At 72.5% G+C, this 15,183-nt stretch carries 13 protein-coding genes and 1 pseudogene; 6 read left to right on the top strand and 8 right to left on the bottom strand.

Going from position 1 to position 15,183, the window contains the following annotated elements; genetic code table 11:
* Positions 1-31: 31 nt before the first annotated feature.
* Positions 32-3,211, top strand: coding sequence for a UvrD-helicase domain-containing protein (locus AB0H52_RS07455; RefSeq protein WP_357945857.1), 3,180 nt, complete (start codon positions 32-34; stop codon positions 3,209-3,211).
* Between the two features lie 112 nt (positions 3,212-3,323).
* Here AB0H52_RS07455 and AB0H52_RS07450 read toward each other — a convergent pair whose 3' ends face one another.
* Positions 3,324-3,953, bottom strand: a complete 630-nt coding sequence (locus AB0H52_RS07450) for a prepilin peptidase (RefSeq protein ID WP_151493351.1) — start codon at positions 3,951-3,953, stop codon at positions 3,324-3,326.
* Between the two features lie 10 nt (positions 3,954-3,963).
* A complete protein-coding gene (locus AB0H52_RS07445) occupies positions 3,964-4,968 on the bottom strand; it encodes an EamA family transporter (protein WP_357945854.1) in 1,005 nt (334 codons plus the stop codon).
* Between the two features lie 400 nt (positions 4,969-5,368).
* Here AB0H52_RS07445 and AB0H52_RS07440 point away from each other — a divergent pair.
* From AB0H52_RS07440 to AB0H52_RS07430, 3 genes and pseudogenes are all read left to right on the top strand, one after another.
* Positions 5,369-5,839: pseudogene (locus tag AB0H52_RS07440) on the top strand (hypothetical protein); the annotation flags it as partial.
* 497 nt (positions 5,840-6,336) lie between these two features.
* Complete coding sequence (locus AB0H52_RS07435) at positions 6,337-6,747, top strand: hypothetical protein (RefSeq protein WP_151487728.1); 411 nt, start codon at positions 6,337-6,339, stop codon at positions 6,745-6,747.
* Positions 6,748-6,882: 135 nt separating this feature from the next.
* On the top strand, positions 6,883-8,124 hold the full coding sequence (locus tag AB0H52_RS07430) for an ATP-binding protein (protein ID WP_151487650.1): 1,242 nt from the start codon (positions 6,883-6,885) through the stop codon (positions 8,122-8,124).
* 32 nt (positions 8,125-8,156) lie between these two features.
* Here AB0H52_RS07430 and AB0H52_RS07425 read toward each other — a convergent pair whose 3' ends face one another.
* Positions 8,157-8,705, bottom strand: coding sequence for an N-acetyltransferase (locus AB0H52_RS07425; protein ID WP_151487729.1), 549 nt, complete (start codon positions 8,703-8,705; stop codon positions 8,157-8,159).
* Between the two features lie 133 nt (positions 8,706-8,838).
* Here AB0H52_RS07425 and AB0H52_RS07420 point away from each other — a divergent pair, with 133 nt between their 5' ends.
* Together AB0H52_RS07420 and AB0H52_RS07415 are read left to right on the top strand one after the other, a co-directional pair.
* Positions 8,839-9,384 (top strand): DoxX family protein, encoded by a 546-nt coding sequence (locus AB0H52_RS07420; RefSeq protein WP_151487651.1) that lies wholly within the window; start codon positions 8,839-8,841, stop codon positions 9,382-9,384.
* Between the two features lie 215 nt (positions 9,385-9,599).
* Positions 9,600-11,045 (top strand): glycosyltransferase 87 family protein, encoded by a 1,446-nt coding sequence (locus tag AB0H52_RS07415; protein ID WP_151487652.1) that lies wholly within the window; start codon positions 9,600-9,602, stop codon positions 11,043-11,045.
* A 4-nt stretch (positions 11,046-11,049) separates the two neighbouring features.
* On the opposite strand, the gene AB0H52_RS07410 is transcribed toward AB0H52_RS07415, so the two are convergent.
* The 5 genes from AB0H52_RS07410 to AB0H52_RS07390 all read right to left on the bottom strand — a co-directional run bounded on the left by AB0H52_RS07410 (position 11,050) and on the right by AB0H52_RS07390 (position 14,413).
* Positions 11,050-11,475, bottom strand: coding sequence for a molybdenum cofactor biosynthesis protein MoaE (locus AB0H52_RS07410; RefSeq protein ID WP_192580092.1), 426 nt, complete (start codon positions 11,473-11,475; stop codon positions 11,050-11,052).
* On the bottom strand, positions 11,475-12,731 hold the full coding sequence (locus tag AB0H52_RS07405) for a molybdopterin molybdotransferase MoeA (RefSeq protein WP_151487654.1): 1,257 nt from the start codon (positions 12,729-12,731) through the stop codon (positions 11,475-11,477). Before AB0H52_RS07405 ends, AB0H52_RS07410 begins: the two co-directional genes overlap by 1 nt.
* Positions 12,732-12,832: 101 nt before the next feature.
* A complete protein-coding gene (locus tag AB0H52_RS07400; RefSeq protein WP_151487655.1) occupies positions 12,833-13,303 on the bottom strand; it encodes a MogA/MoaB family molybdenum cofactor biosynthesis protein in 471 nt (156 codons plus the stop codon).
* Positions 13,300-13,791, bottom strand: a complete 492-nt coding sequence (moaC, locus tag AB0H52_RS07395) for a cyclic pyranopterin monophosphate synthase MoaC (RefSeq protein ID WP_151487656.1) — start codon at positions 13,789-13,791, stop codon at positions 13,300-13,302. Before moaC ends, AB0H52_RS07400 begins: the two co-directional genes overlap by 4 nt.
* 385 nt (positions 13,792-14,176) lie before the next feature.
* Complete coding sequence (locus AB0H52_RS07390; protein WP_151487657.1) at positions 14,177-14,413, bottom strand: winged helix-turn-helix domain-containing protein; 237 nt, start codon at positions 14,411-14,413, stop codon at positions 14,177-14,179.
* Between the last annotated feature and the right edge of the window lie 770 nt (positions 14,414-15,183).

Here is a 15,183-nt window from a genome sequence, read left to right as displayed (position 1 = left end):
GACCGTCACGGCGGGCGTGACAGGATGCGGCGTGCCCCCGTTCAGCGCCGTACCCCCCGGTGGCCTCCCGCCATTCGTCGCGGACCTGCACATCCACTCGAAGTATTCGCGCGCGTGCAGCCGCGACCTCACCCTGCCCAACCTCGCCTGGTGGGCACGGCGTAAGGGCATCGCCCTGCTCGGCACCGGGGACTTCACCCATCCCGCCTGGTACGACCATCTCCGGGAGACGCTGCGACCGGCGGAGCCGGGGCTCTACCGGCTCGACCCGGAGGCGGAGCGCGACGTCGCCCGCCGGCTGCCGCCCCGGCTCGCCAGCGCGACCGACGCGGATCCGGTCCGGTTCATGCTGAGCGTGGAGATCTCCACCATCTACAAGCGGGACGACCGCACCCGCAAGGTGCACCACCTGATCTACCTGCCCGACCTGGACGCGGTGGCCCGGTTCAACACGGCGCTCGGCCGGATCGGCAACCTCGGCTCCGACGGCCGGCCGATCCTCGGCCTCGACTCGCGGGACCTGCTGGAGATCACCCTGGAGGCGAGCCCGGACGGCTACCTGGTCCCGGCGCACATCTGGACGCCGTGGTTCTCCGCGCTGGGCTCGAAGTCCGGCTTCGACGCGATCGCCGACTGCTACGCGGATCTGGCCGAGCACATCTTCGCGGTGGAGACGGGTCTCTCCTCCGACCCGGCGATGAACTGGCGGGTCGGCAGCCTGGACGGCTACCAACTGGTGTCCAACTCGGACGCGCACTCCCCGCCGGCGCTGGGCCGGGAGGCGACCGTGCTGACCGCCGAACGGGACTACTTCGCCGTCCGGGAGGCGCTGCGCACCGGTGACGGCCTGGCCGGCACCATCGAGTTCTTCCCGGAGGAGGGCAAGTACCACGCGGACGGGCACCGGCTGTGCGGGGTCAACTGGTCCCCGGAGCGGACCCGGGCCGCCGGTGGGCAGTGCCCCGAGTGCGGCAAGCCGCTGACCGTGGGTGTCCTCAGCCGGATCGAGGAGTTGGCGGACCGCCCGGAGGGGCACCGGCCGGCGCACGCCCGGGAGGTCACCCACCTGGTGCCGCTGGCCGAGATCCTCGGCGAGATCAACAAGGTGGGTGCCCGGTCGAAGAAGGTCGAGGGGCGGTTCAACGACCTGCTCGCCGCGCTCGGCCCCGAGCTGGAGATCCTGACCACGACGCCGCTGACCGACATCGCCCAGGCCGGCGGTGAGCTGCTCGCCGAGGGCATCGGGCGGCTGCGCCGCGGTGCTGTGCGCCGGGTACCCGGCTACGACGGCGAGTACGGGGTGATCACCCTCTTCGACCCGGCGGAACTGGGTGCGCAGGAGACGCTCTTCGACGTACCCGTGCCGGCGCAGCGCCGGCCCGCGGACCCGGCACCCCGGGCCGCGACCAAGCGCCCGGCGGCGAAGGCGGAGCCGAAGCGGAAGGCTCCGGCCCCTCCGCCCGCGCCGCCGATCGCGCCGCCGCCGTCGCCGCACGAGCCGTTCGAGCCGATGCTCTCCGGCATGGAGGAGGTCGGCACGGGCCTGCTGGACCGACTGGACGCGATGCAGCGGGTGGCCGCGTCCGCGCCCGGCGGGCCGCTGCTCATCGTGGCCGGTCCGGGTACCGGCAAGACCCGCACGCTCACCCACCGGATCGCGTACCTCTGCGCCGAGCTGAACGTCTTTCCCGAGCACTGCCTGGCCATCACGTTCACCCGGCGGGCCGCGGAGGAGTTGCGGCACCGCCTCGACGGTCTGCTCGGCCCGGTCGCCGAGGACGTCACCGTTGGTACGTTCCACGCGCTGGGGTTGACCATCCTGCGGGAGAACGCCGACGCGGCGGGCCTGCCAACCGGTTTCCGGATCGCCGACGACGCCGAGCGGGCGGCGGCCCGGTCAGAGGCCGGCGACGATCCCGCCGGCTACGCGGCGTTGCTGCGCAAGCAGGACCTGGTCGACCTGGACGAGCTGGTGAGCCTGCCGGTGGAGTTGCTGCGCGCCGACCGAAGCCTGGTCGAGCGCTACCGGGACCGCTGGCGGTGGATCTTCGTCGACGAGTACCAGGACGTCGACGCGGTGCAGTACGAGCTGCTGCGGCTGCTCAGCCCCGCCGACGGCAACCTCTGCGCGATCGGCGACCCGGACCAGGCGATCTACTCGTTCCGGGGTGCCGACGTCGGCTACTTCCTGCGCTTCTCCGAGGACTTCACCGACGCCCGACTGGTCCGGCTGAACCGCAACTACCGCTCGTCGGCACCGATCCTGGCCGCCGCCGTGCAGGCCATCGCGCCGTCCTCGCTGGTGCGGGGCCGGCGACTGGACCCGGCGCGGCTCGACCCGGAGGCGCCGCTGGTCGGCCGCTACCCGGCGGCGTCCGTCGCCGAGGAGGCCGACTTCGTGGTGCGTACGGTCGACGAGCTGGTCGGCGGGTTGTCCCACCGGTCCCTGGACTCGGGCCGGATCGACGGCCGGTCCACCTCGCTGTCGTTCTCCGACATCGCCGTGCTCTACCGCACCGACGCGCAGGCCGCCCCGATCGTGGACGCCCTGACCCGGGCCAACATCCCGGTGCAGAAGCGCTCACACGACCGGCTGCGGGACCGGCCCGGGGTGACGGCCATCGCCCGCGAGCTGCGGCACGCCGACGGGTTGGCCGGTTCGCTGGCCGCCCGGGTACGCCTGGCCGGTCAGGTGGTCGCCGAACGGTTCGCGGTGCCCACCCTGGACGGTGCCGGCAGCGCGGTCCGCCCCGAGGACGTCCGCTCGGCCGTGGACCTGCTGACCCCGCTGGCCCGACGCTGTGGCGACGACCTGGAGACCTTCCTGTCGCAGTTGGCCACCGGCGCGGAGGTGGACGCGCTCGACCCGCGCGCGGAGGCGGTCACCCTGCTCACCCTGCACGCCGCGAAGGGCCTGGAGTTCCCGGTGGTCTTCCTGGTCGGCGCGGAGGACGGGCTGCTGCCGCTGCGGTGGCCGGGCTCGACGCCCGACGAGGACGCGATCGCCGAGGAGCGGCGGCTCTTCTTCGTCGGTCTGACCAGGGCTCAGGACCGGCTCTACGTGAGTCACGCCGCCCGTCGTACCCGCCACGGTGTGGAGCGGGAGTCCGGCCCGTCGCCGTTCCTCGGCACGATCGACCCGGGCCTGTTCGAACGGTTCGGCGAAACCGAACCACGCCGCCCCAAAGACCGCCAGCTCCGCCTGATCTAACCCCCACCCCCCACCCTCCCCCGCGATCGTGCACCTTCGGTTGTCGTGATGCGTGGGATGCCCGATCTGTCGGCGCAGGAAGTGCAAGCTGGGCGGGGTGGCCGGGGGGGGTTTAGCTCAGGAGGACGGCTAGCCAGGTGCCGGTTAGCAGGGCTGGGCCCAGGGGAAGCAGGGTCTGCCGGTTCACCTGGCCTGTGCTCAGCAGGGCCAGCACCAGGGCGCCGTGTAGCAGGTGTGGCAGGAGCAGCCCGGTGAGCAGGGCGTCGCGACCCAGCCAGCCGAGCGGCAGGCCGAGGACGACGGCGAGTTTCACGTCCCCGAAGCCCAGTCGGGAGCCGGGAAGCAGAGCCAGCAGCACGTGCGCCGCGCCGGCGACCGCCGCGCCGGCCAGCGCACCGGGCAGCCGCCCCGGATCGCCGGACAGCAGGGCCGCGCCGGTCAGTCCGACGAGCGCCGTCAGCCCGGCGGCGAGGACGAGCGGGTCGGGCAGCCGCAGGCCGGCCAGGTCGACCCCGGCCAGCACCAGACCCACCGCTGCCACCGCGAGGAAGACCGGCAGCGCCGGATCGTCACCTCGCGCGGCCGCGAGCCCCACGAACACCACGGCCGCCACCGGTGGGCTGAGCCACGCGACGCGCCGCAGCCGGGCCGGCGGGGTCGCGAAGCGCCAGGCCAGCGGGGGTACGACGAGACCGACCAGCCCGCCGAGCACCGCCACCCCGACCAGTGCAGCGGCCGACATGGGCCGGACGTTACCGGCGCTCGCCCGCCGGTGCCGTCCCCGATCGCGATTCCGCGCCCGCCCGGCGGGGACGTTCGGTGCTCACCACCACGGCCACCCCGGCGACGATGACCGCGCCGCCGAGCAGGGTCTGCGCGGTCACCGGCTCGGCCACCAGCAGCGCGCCGAGCGCCACCGCGACCGCCGGGTTGACGTAGGCGTACGTCGAGACCAGCGAGATGGGCGCGTTCTGCAGCAGCCAGACGTACGCGGTGAAGGCCACCAGCGAGCCGGCCACCATGAGGTAGCCCAGTGCCAGCCAGGATCGGGTGCTGACCGAGGCGGGGTGGAAGTCGCCCAGTTCGCCCCGGCCGGCGGCGACGACGGCGAGCACCAGCGCGCCGGCCACCATCTCGTACACCGTCGCGACGAACGGGTCGGCGGGCATCCGGATCCGTCCGGACAGGAACGATCCGACCGACCAGGAGGCGGCCCCGGCGACCACGGTCAACGCGCCGACCAGCGGCACCGCGCCCGTGCTGTCGTGAGGCAGCACGAGCAGGACCAGACCGGCGAAGCCCACGGTGACCCCGACGAACGTCCAGACCGGCGGACGGTCCCCGGTGCCGGAGCGCAGCAGCACGACGAGCAGCGGCACGGTCGCCACCAGCAGCGCGGCGATGCCGGAGGGCAACGCGACGCCGGGCGGCCCGGACTCGGCGAGCACCACCAGGCCGTTGCCGCCGGCGAGCAGCAGCACCCCGACCAGCGCCGCGGAGCCGAGCTGTCGACGGTCCACCCGCGACGCGCCCGGCCCCCGGCGCAGCCGGAGCACCACCGCGAGCACCAGACCGGCCGCGGCGAACCGCAGAGCGGCCGACGTCAGCGGGGGCAGCGTCTCCACGGCGATCCGGATGCCCAGATAGGTGGAACCCCAGAGGAGGTAGACCAGGATCAACGCCGTCCAGATCAGGGTCGGCGCGGCACTGGGGCGGCGGACGGCGGGGCCCGCGGCACTTGTCGGAGATGAGCTCATCGGTGGACCACGCTACGGTGACGTCGGAGTCGGCGTCGCGCTTTGGTGGCCGGCCTCTCACCACTTCGTGCAGGAGGGCGGCATGACGAACTACGGACCACCGGGTGGCGGCACGCCCGGGTCGTGGCGTGGGCAACGACCCGACGAGAAGCCCGGTTGGCCGGCGCAGCCCTACCCGCCGGCCCAGCAGCCCCACCCGCCCGCGCCCGAGCCGTACCCGCCGGTGGTGCAGCCCTATCCGCCGGCGTACACCGGGCAACCGGGGCCCCACCGTGGTGGTGACGGCCCCTACGGTGGCGCACCCACCTATCCCGGCGAGCAGTACCGGCCGGTCGAGGCGGCACCGGCGTACGGCGGGCAGCCGTACCGGCCCGACGACCGCCCGTACGGCGCGGATCCCGGGCCGCCGCCCCCGGTCCGCTCCGGCCGAAGGCCGCTGATCTCGGTGCTCGCCGTCATCCTGCTGCTGGTGGTGGCCGGCGGTGGCGCGTTCTGGTTCTTCAGCGGTCGCGACGCCTCCACACCGACGGCCGCACCGACCGGTTCGGCCCCGGCCGCGACCGGTGAGCCGAGCGTGGACGTGACCGAACCGGTGCCGAGCGCGGCGGCTCCGGAGTCGTCGGCCGACCCGAGGTTCGCGAAGGTCGGCCAGTGCGTCCGCAACGACGGCGCGGCCGGCGGCAAGCCCAAGCTGTTGATCAGCGGCTGCGCGCCGAAGTCGTACGAGGTGCTGAGCCGGGTCGACGGCTCGACGAGTGGCGAGCGTGACGCCGAAGCCAAGTGCGCCAAGGTCGAGGGCTACACCAACTGGTACTTCTTCGACAGCGACCTGGACACCCTCGACTTCGTCCTCTGCCTCAAGCAGCGCTGAGCTCACCCACCCCTGGGGATGACATGACGACCTACGGTCCACCGGGTTCCGGGCAGCCGGACGACCCGTACCAGCGCCCGCCGACCGGCTCCGACGGCCCGCCACCGGTGGACCCGACCCTGCCCCAGTGGGGTCCGCCGCCGGGTCAGCCTCCGCAGTCGGCTGCTCCGCCGGGTCAGCCTCCGCAGTGGGGTGCCCCGCCGTCCGGCGACGACCCGACCCGGCAGCAGTGGGCTCCGCCGCCGCCTGGCGCGGAGCCGCCGACCGCGCCGCTGTGGGGTCCGCCGCCGACCTCGGGGCCGGGCTACCCACCGCCACCGGGACCGTTCCCGCCGGCCGGGCCGACGCCGGGACCGTTTCCACCGGCCGGGCCGGGACCGTATCCGCCGGCCGGGCCGATGCCGGGGCAGCCGGGGGGCCCGTGGGGTCCGCCGATGCCCGGCGGGTACGGCGCACCGCCCGCGCCGCCGACGCCGAGGACCGGCCGCAAGGTAGCCCTGATCATCGCCCTGGTGGTGCTGCTCCTGCTCTGCCCGTGCCTCGGTCTGGCGGGTTGGGCGATCTGGAGGGCCGCCGACGGCGACGGTGGCGCCGCGTCCGCCCCGTCGGCGAGTGCGAGTGCGCCGGTCCTTCCGCCCGCCCTGCCCAGCGACGCGCCGAGCCCGAGTGCGGACGAGGACGAGGACGAGTTCGCCAAGGGTGACTGCGTGGTGAACGACGGCACCGAGGACGACGCGGAGCTGCGCAAGGTGCCCTGCGCTCCGGGTGCCTACCAGGTTCTGCTGCGGATTCCGGCGACCACCGACGGGGACCGGTGCGAGACGCTCGCGCCGCAGGCCACCGCGAACTACGTGCACGACAACTCGATCGACCTGTTCGACTACGTGCTCTGCCTGAAGAAGCAGTAACCGGTAGCCAAAACTAGGGCTGTCTAGCGTGGACGCTAGACAGCCCTAGTTTGTTGTCGACGAATCCCGACACGCCGGTAGCCCCATCTATCCATGTCTAGTCCCCGAGCTAGATGGCCCGATACTGTGCGATGCGTGGATCCGGTCCGCAACCCGTACGCACCGGGCGCCGGCCAGCGCCCGCCCGAACTCGCCGGGCGGGGGCGGGAACTGGACGTCTTCGACATCGTGCTGGAGCGCATCGCCCGCGGGCGCCCCGAGCGTAGCCTGATGCTCACCGGCCTGCGCGGCGTCGGCAAGACCGTCCTGCTGAACACCCTCCGGTCGCAGGCGATCAACCGGCTCTGGGGCAGCGGCAAGATCGAGGCCCGACCGGACCAGTCGCTGCGCCGCCCGGTCGCCGCGGCACTGCACATGGCCGTCCGGGAACTCGCCCCCCGACACCGCGCGCCGGACCGCATCGACGCGTTCCTCGGCGTCCTCAAGGCGTTCGCCCAGCGGTCGGCCCCGACCGGTCGGGCCGGCGCGTCCCCGAAACTACGGGACCGGTGGCAGCCTGGCATCGACGTGCCCGCCGCCAGCGGCCGGGCCGACTCCGGCGACATCGAGATCGACCTGGTCGAGCTGCTCAGCGACGCCGCAGCCGTGGCCAGCGACGTGGGCACCGGCATCGCCATCTTCATCGACGAGATGCAGGACCTCGGCCCGGAGGACGTGTCGGCGCTCTGCGCCGCCTGCCACGAGCTGTCCCAGCTCGGCGCGCCGCTCATCGTCGTCGGCGCCGGCCTGCCGCACCTGCCGGCCGTGCTGAGCGCCGCCAAGTCGTACTCCGAACGGTTGTTCCGCTACCAACGCATCGACCGGCTCGACCGGATCGCCGCCGACCAGGCGCTCTGCGCGCCGGCCGATCGGGAGGACGTGGAGTACGAGCAGAAGGCGCTCGACCTGCTCTACGAGAAGTCCGGCGGCTACCCGTACTTCGTCCAGGCGTACGGCAAGGCGACCTGGGACCATGCGCCGCGCTCCCCGATCACGGCAGCCGACGTGCGGGTCGCCGCACCGGAGGCGGAGGCAGAGCTGGCGGTCGGGTTCTTCGGTTCGCGGTTCGAGCGGGCCACCCCCGCCGAACGCGAGTACATGCGGGCGATGGCCACGATGTCTCTGGTGGAGGCCGAATCCGGGGGCGCGGTCCGCGACGACATGGACGCCGCGGTGCCGACGGCGGAGATCGCCCGAGCCCTCGGCCGCAAGCCGGCGAGCCTCTCCCCGGCCCGGGACGCCCTGATCAAGAAGGGGCTGATCTACTCCGGCGAGCGGGGCACGGTGGCGTTCACCGTCCCGCACTTCGGCCGGTACCTGCGCACCCAGCCGGCCTGACCGAGCCGCGCCCGATTCCGGGACCAGCCCGATCAGACCCGGGACCAGGGGGCGGGGAAGAGCACCTCGCCGCGTGGCGGCGGCCCGTCCTCGCTGGTCGACGGCGGCAGCACCAGCGCCTGCCAGGGCTCACCGAGGCCGGCCCACGGACTGGTCAGCCCGAGGTCGCTGGCCGGCCCGAAGCCGAACCGGCGGTAGAAGGCCGGATCGCCGAGGACCACAACCAGACGCTCACCCAGCTCGGTGGCAGCGTCCAGAGCGGCCTGCACGACCGCCGTACCGTGCCCGACGCGCTGTCGGTGCGGCGCCACCGCCACCGGGCCGAACGCCAACGCCTGCGCGGCGGGACCCCGCTCCGGCCGCACCCGTACCCGGCTGAGCAGCGCGTACCCGACCACCTCACCGCCGTACTCGGCGATCATCGCCAGCTCCGGCAGCCAGGCGTCGGTGTCGCGCAACTCGTCGACCAGGAACACCTCCGGCGGCGTCGTCACGTCCGGGCGGGCGAACGCCGCAGCGAGTACCCGACGTACCGGGCCGGCGTCAGCCGGATCCTCGGGTCGTAGCCGCAGCGTGGTCACCCGCGCGACGTTACCCGCCACGGCCCGTCCATCAGCGATGGTCGCTCGAATCGGCGTGGCGACGTGCACGGTCACCAATCCGGATCCGGCGGTTGACGGGGTAGCAAACGCCCCGACGGGGTATGACTGATCCATGACGCCCGTACGCTCCCTCGCCCGCGCCATGTTGAGCGGCATCTTCGTGGTGCAGGGGTATCGCAACTTCCGTAACCCCAGCCGGCTCGTGGTGGCGGCCAAACCGGTGACCGACAAGGTCGCACCGATCCTGCAGAGGGCTCACCCGAGCTTTCCCACCGACACCGAGACGATGATCCGGATGAACGCGGCAGTGCAGGTCAGCGCCGGGCTGATGCTGGCCACCAACCGGTTCAGCCGACCCGCCGCGCTGGTCCTCGCCAGCACGCTGGTGCCGGTGACCATCGCCGGGCATCCCTTCTGGAAGAACGACGACCCCACCACCAAGAACAACAACGAGATCCACACGCTGAAGAACCTGGGCCTCCTCGGCGGTCTGCTGCTCGCCGCGGCGGACACCGGAGGCAAGCCGGGTCTGCGGTGGCGCACGGGTCATCGCATCGGCCACTCTCGACGTTCCATGCAACGTGCCGTCCGCACGGCCCGGCGGGAGGCCCGGATCGCCGTCCGGTCCGCCGCCACCGCACGCCGCCTCCCCGGCTGACCTGCGTCGATCCCCCTCGGTGCCACCCCCGCCCCTCGCTAAGGCCACGAATTACCTGAACCACCCGGTAGGCGTTAACGCGGTGGAAATGTCAAAAACATGTGTGGGATCGGACACGGTCGCATAACGCGGGAGGCACTGACGTGAGGCGCCGTTCTAGGCTCCGTGCAGGACCTGGACGGGTAGGACGACCTTGGTACGGGGGTGGCCACGCCATGCCGACGGCTGTCGGTAGACGGGCGGACCGCCTCGCCCCAATCCAACGCATGACGCGCGGGATCGATCGCAGGAAAGTCGTACGTGGCGCCATCGTGGCTGCCGTCGCCTACGCCGCATGGCTCGCCATCGGCACCTTCGGGCGTCCGTACAACTTCTTCGACATGAAGATCTACCACGGCGCGGTGGTGTGGTGGGCGAGCGGTCACGAGCTCTACGAGTTCATCGCGCCCGGCACCACACTCGGGTTCACCTACCCTCCGTTCGCCGGGCTGGTCATGCTGCCGATGGCGCAGCTGCCGATCGGCGCGGCCGGCATGGTCAACGCCCTCGGGAGCATCGCCGCGCTGGCCCTGGTGCTGGCCGGGCTGCTGCGGCCCATCGTGGACCGGCTGGGCTGGCCACTGTGGTTCACCGTGGCCGTGGCGGTGCCACTCGCGGTCGCCATCGAGCCGGGCCGGGAGACCCTCGGCTACGGCCAGGTCAACATCCTGCTCTTCGCGTTGATCATGGCTGATCTGATCGGGCTGCGCTGGCGTTCCCGCCGGGGTACCCACTACGCCGCGACGGACGGCCCTCTGCTGCGCTTCATCTACGGCGGCGCCTGGGCGGGTGCCGGCATCGGTCTCGCCACCGCGGTCAAGCTCACCCCGGCGCTGTTCATCGCCTACCTGCTGATCACCCGCCAGTGGCGGGTGGCGGCCACCGCCATCGGCACCACGATCGGCGTGACCCTGGGGACGTTCGCGATCGTCGGCGACGAGTCGCGGACGTACTTCGGCAGCGTGCTCTGGCAGACCGAGCGGGTCGGCGCGGCGGACATGACGCCGAACCAGTCGCTCGCCGGTCTGCTGGCCCGGCTGTACGACTCGATCGAGACCCCGGGGCTGCTCTGGTTCACCTTCTCGGTGCTGATCCTGGCGCTCGGCCTGTCCCGGGCCGCCAGTTCCCGCGCCGACGGTGACGAGCTGACCGCGTTCACCCTGGTCGGCCTCACCGCCAACGTGATCAGCCCGATCTCCTGGACGCACCACCTGGTCTGGGTCATCCCCGCGATCATCGTGCTGGCCGACGCCGCCGTACGCCGCCGCGAGGCGAGCCGAGGGGTGGCGCAGCGGGTCGGTCAGGGCCCGGCGTTCGGTGGGTTCCCCGGCCTCAACGGTCTCCGACCGCCGATCTGGTATCCCACGCTGACCGGGCTCCGGCACGGCGTCGCCGCGATTGGCCTCTACCTGCTGTTCCTGATCTCACCGATCTGGCCGTACGAGCACCAGCTACCCGAGATGTCGCACTACCAGGACGGTCTGTTCGGCGCGCTGATGGAGAACTCGCTGGCGCTGGCGCTGATCGTGCTGGTCGCCGCGCTGCCGTGGCGGCCGGGTGCCGAGCCGGCGTTCTACGGCGACCGGCTCGCCCGTGCCGTGGCGGTCAACGGCCGCCGCTGACCGGTCAGGGGCAGTTGACCCATTCCTCGGTGCCGTCGGCGAAGACCTGCCGCTTCCAGATCGGCAGCCGGGCCTTGGCCTCGTCGACGAGCCGCGCGCACGCGACGAAGGCCGCCGCACGGTGCGCCGTGCTCACCGCCGCGACCAGCGCCACGTCACCGATGGCCAGCGGCCCCACCCGGTGCGAGACCGCCACCGCGTAGACGTCGGGGTCGGCCGCGATCTCGGCGGCCACCTCGCGCAGCACCTGCACGGCGCTCGGGTGCCCCTCGTACTCCAGACTCACGACGGGACGGCCGTGGTCGTGGTCGCGGACCACGCCCTGGAAGGAGACCACCGCGCCGGCCCTGCGGTCGGCGACCGCCGCCTCATGCGCGGCGAGGTCGAGCGGCTGGTCGGTGACCTCGCTGATGGTGATGGCCGGCGCGATCACGACGCCCGCTCCCCGGGCAGCAACGGCAGCGGAACGATCGGCACCCGGTCACCCGGCGCACCGCTGGTGCCCGGCCGGATGACGGCGAACCCGTCCGCTCCGGCGAGCCCGCGCAGCATCGCCGAGCCGACGTGCCGCACCGGGTGCGCCGTGCCGGCGGCCCGGTCCACCCGGACCAGCGCGAGATGGGTGTGGTTACCGCGACCGGGCACCGCCTCGGCCAGGGTGACCTGCGGCAGCACCGGCATCGGACGACCCTGGAGTCCGGCGAGCAGCGGAGCAACCAGCGACACCAACGCGACGATCGCGGACTGCGGGTTACCCGGCAGCCCGGCCACGAACCGGACCCGCCCGTCGTGACCGACCAGGCGGGCCAGCAGCATCGGGAAGCCCGGCCGGACCGCCACCGTGTTGACCACGTAGTCGGCGCCGAGCGCCTCCAACGTCGGGTGCAGGTGGTCGACCGGGCCGTGCATCGTGCCGCCGGTGGTGCAGACCAGGTCGGCGGTGGCCAGCGCGGCGCGTACGGCCGCCACGTGCGCGGGCAGCGTGTCCGCCACCGGGCCGACCACGTCGGACGGACGCACCTGACAGCCGTACCGGCGCAGCCACGCCGGCACCGCCGGGCCCAGCGCGTCCCGGACCCGACCGGCGGCGGGCGGCCCCGCGGTGAGCAGCTCGTCGCCGAACACCAGCAGCGCGGCGCGCGGCGCGCGCCGGACCCGCAGCGTGTCGTGCCCACAGGAGGCGGCCAGGCCGATCACCGCCGGGTCGACCGGCGTGCCGACCGGCACCAGCTCCTCATCGGCGTACGCCTCCTCGCCCGGCTGCCGCCACTCCGGCGTCGGTCGGGGCGTGCCGCGAACCAGGCCGTCCGTGATGGTCGACTCCTCCACCCGGAGTACGGCGGTGGCGCCCTCGGGCACCATGGCACCGGTCGCGATCTCGACGGTCGTGTTGTCGTCGGTGAGCGGGGCGGGGGTGTTTCCGGCCAGCACCCGACCGACGACCCGCCACGGACCGTCCCCGCGCACCGCCCAGCCGTCCACGCTGGAGGTGGGGAAGGCGGGCAGGTCGGTGCGGGTGGCCAACGGCTCCGCCAGGGTCGACCCGTCGGTGTCGGCGAGCGATCGGGCGACCACCGGCAGCGCGGCCGCCAGGCCTACGGCGTACACCCGGGACCGCGCCTCCTCCCACCCGGCCGGCGGGGGTGCGGCGACCTGATCCGCGGTTGGTGCCGTTTCCGTGCTCACCGGTCGAGCCTATCGGGACGCGCCATCCCCTGCCGGTGCCTGCCGCGGACCGGTCAGTGGTCGCCGCCGCGAAGCGGTCAGTGCCCGCCGCCGCGAAGCGGTCAGTGGTCGCCGCCGCGAAGCTGGTCGACGGTGTGGCCGAGGATCGGTCCGAGTACGGCCAACCCGTCGCGCGCGCCCCCCGTCGAGCCGGGCAGGTTGACCACCAGCATCCGGCCGGCCACCCCGGCCAGCCCTCGGGACAGCACCGAGGTGGGCACCCGGTCACGGCTGTGGGCGCGGATGGCCTCGGCGATGCCGGGGATCTCGTAGTCGAGCAGACCCCGGGTGACGTCCGGCGTCCGGTCCGACGGGGTCACCCCGGTGCCGCCGCTGGTCACCACCACGTCGACGCCGTCGGCGAGGGCTGCCCGGATGGCCGCGCCGACCGGTTCACCGTCGGGCACCACCACCGGCTCGTCGACCTCGCAGCCCAGCTCACGCAGGCCGGCGACGAGCAGCGGCCCGCTGGTGTCGGCGTAGACGCCGGCCGACGCCCGGTTGGACGCGACGACGACCCGGGCGCGGATCACGGGCGGTCCTCCGGTCGGACCCACTCGCCGGTCTTGCCACCCTCCTTGCGCAGCACCCGGACGGCCTCCACGGAGGCCGCCGGGTCGACCGCCTTGACCATGTCGATCAGGGCGAGACCGGCGACGGCGACCGCGGTGAGCGCCTCCATCTCGACCCCCGTCCGGTCCGCCGTGCGGGCGGTGGCCGTGATCTCGACCGTGTCGGCGGTCAGCAGCAGGTCGACGGTGACGCCGTGCAGGGCGATCGGGTGGCAGAGCGGAATCAGATCCGGGGTGCGCTTGGCACCCATGATCCCGGCCAGCCGGCCCACCGCCAGCGCGTCACCCTTCGGCAACCCGTCACGGTGCAGCAGGTCGATGACCTCGGACGTGGTGCGCAGACGGCCGGCCGCGACGGCCGTCCGGCCGCTCACCGGCTTGGCGGAGACATCGACCATGCGGGCCGCGCCGGCGCGGTCGACGTGGCTGAGCTGGGCGGATTCGGTCACGGCCGTGAGCCTATCGGTGCGGCACGACCGACGGGTGTTTCGGAAGGAGCGGCGCCCGGCCCCCAACCGCGCCGGGTGCTGACGGCGCGATGCTGCTCCGGGTGCCGCTCCTCCCTCACCACCACCCGCTGCCGAAGTCACTGGGGGACCTCGCGGCGGGCGTGTGTCGACGACCCGGTTCTGCCCGTGGGCAGAACCTCCCCCGTTCGCCGATACGGCGCAGAAGCTAGCGGACCCGGCGATAAGAAATCGATAAGCTCTGTCCGGGCAGGTCAGCGTCCCGGGTCAACCGCACGACCCAGTAGGTCCCGAGCCTTGTCCACGTGACCGGCCGCCAGCGCTTCGCGACCCGCGCTCCAGTCGAACTCGAAGCAGAAAACGTCGATCAGCTCGGGGCGCACGCGAGCCGATAGCCGTTCCGCTGCCGCACGATGACCGCTCGACCGGATGGGAAAGCCTCGAAGGTTCGGCGCAGATTGGCGGCATAGCTCAGCACATTCGCAACCGCTGATCGCGGTGGGCGATCAGCCCATAACTCGTCGACGAGATCGTCCACCGCCACCAGCCGGCCCGGCTGTACTGCGAGGATCGCCTGCTGTTTGGGTGTGCCAAGGCGCAACATGCGGGTAGGCAGTCGCACCGAAAGACCCCCAGAACCTGAATCTCCACCCGCCCCCTGCTCCACCCGTCCCCACTTCGACCGTCGCCGGTATTCAGCCGATCACCCAACGAAGTCTAGGTCCGGCTGCGGTGATACGCGTTCCTGCACCAAGCGACGATCGTCGACGGGCCGCAGAATGATGCGAGGAGCCCCTCCGATTGCCGGCCCTGACCACAACGCCGCAGCCGCACGTTGCACCACTACCTGCCGCAACGCAACTGCCCACACGTTGTCACCGCCGCCGACCAACGCCGCGAACCTGCGCCAACTCTGGCCAACCCGCCCTTACGCCTGGCCAAACTCGGGATGAGACAACTCCAGAAGGGCGGCCAGACTCAGCGAATAGCACTTCCGCGGACCGGATAAGGTCCGCACTTGCGCACCCCGCCTCGGATCCGGCACCGCAAACCTCAAGCGCACTCCGTTTAGTCGTGATGGACAGAACGTAATAAAGCCACTCCAACTTGGCTAATGTTGCGCATACCGACATATATTTCTTTTAAGCTGCCCTTCCTCCTCTTAAGCTGCCATTCATAGGAAGACCCGCCCACGGCGGTAGGTCATCGAATGGCACGGCGGAGGAGAGGAGCATTGCGATGCGCGGCAGCGAGTGGGATTGATCAGCTGGCAGGGGACGTGCACGAGTCCAGAACGGTAGGCTACGAGCACGGCGGAGGCAGTCCCTCGGGGGTGGTGTGACCCTTCCTCAGCGACGAGAGATTGAGACCGAT

It is taken from the genome of Micromonospora sp. NPDC050695, assembly GCF_040654415.1.
Lineage (GTDB): Bacteria > Actinomycetota > Actinomycetes > Mycobacteriales > Micromonosporaceae > Micromonospora.
The sequence above is the reverse complement of the archived record's forward strand: the minus strand, read 5'-3'. Positions and strand labels throughout refer to the sequence as shown.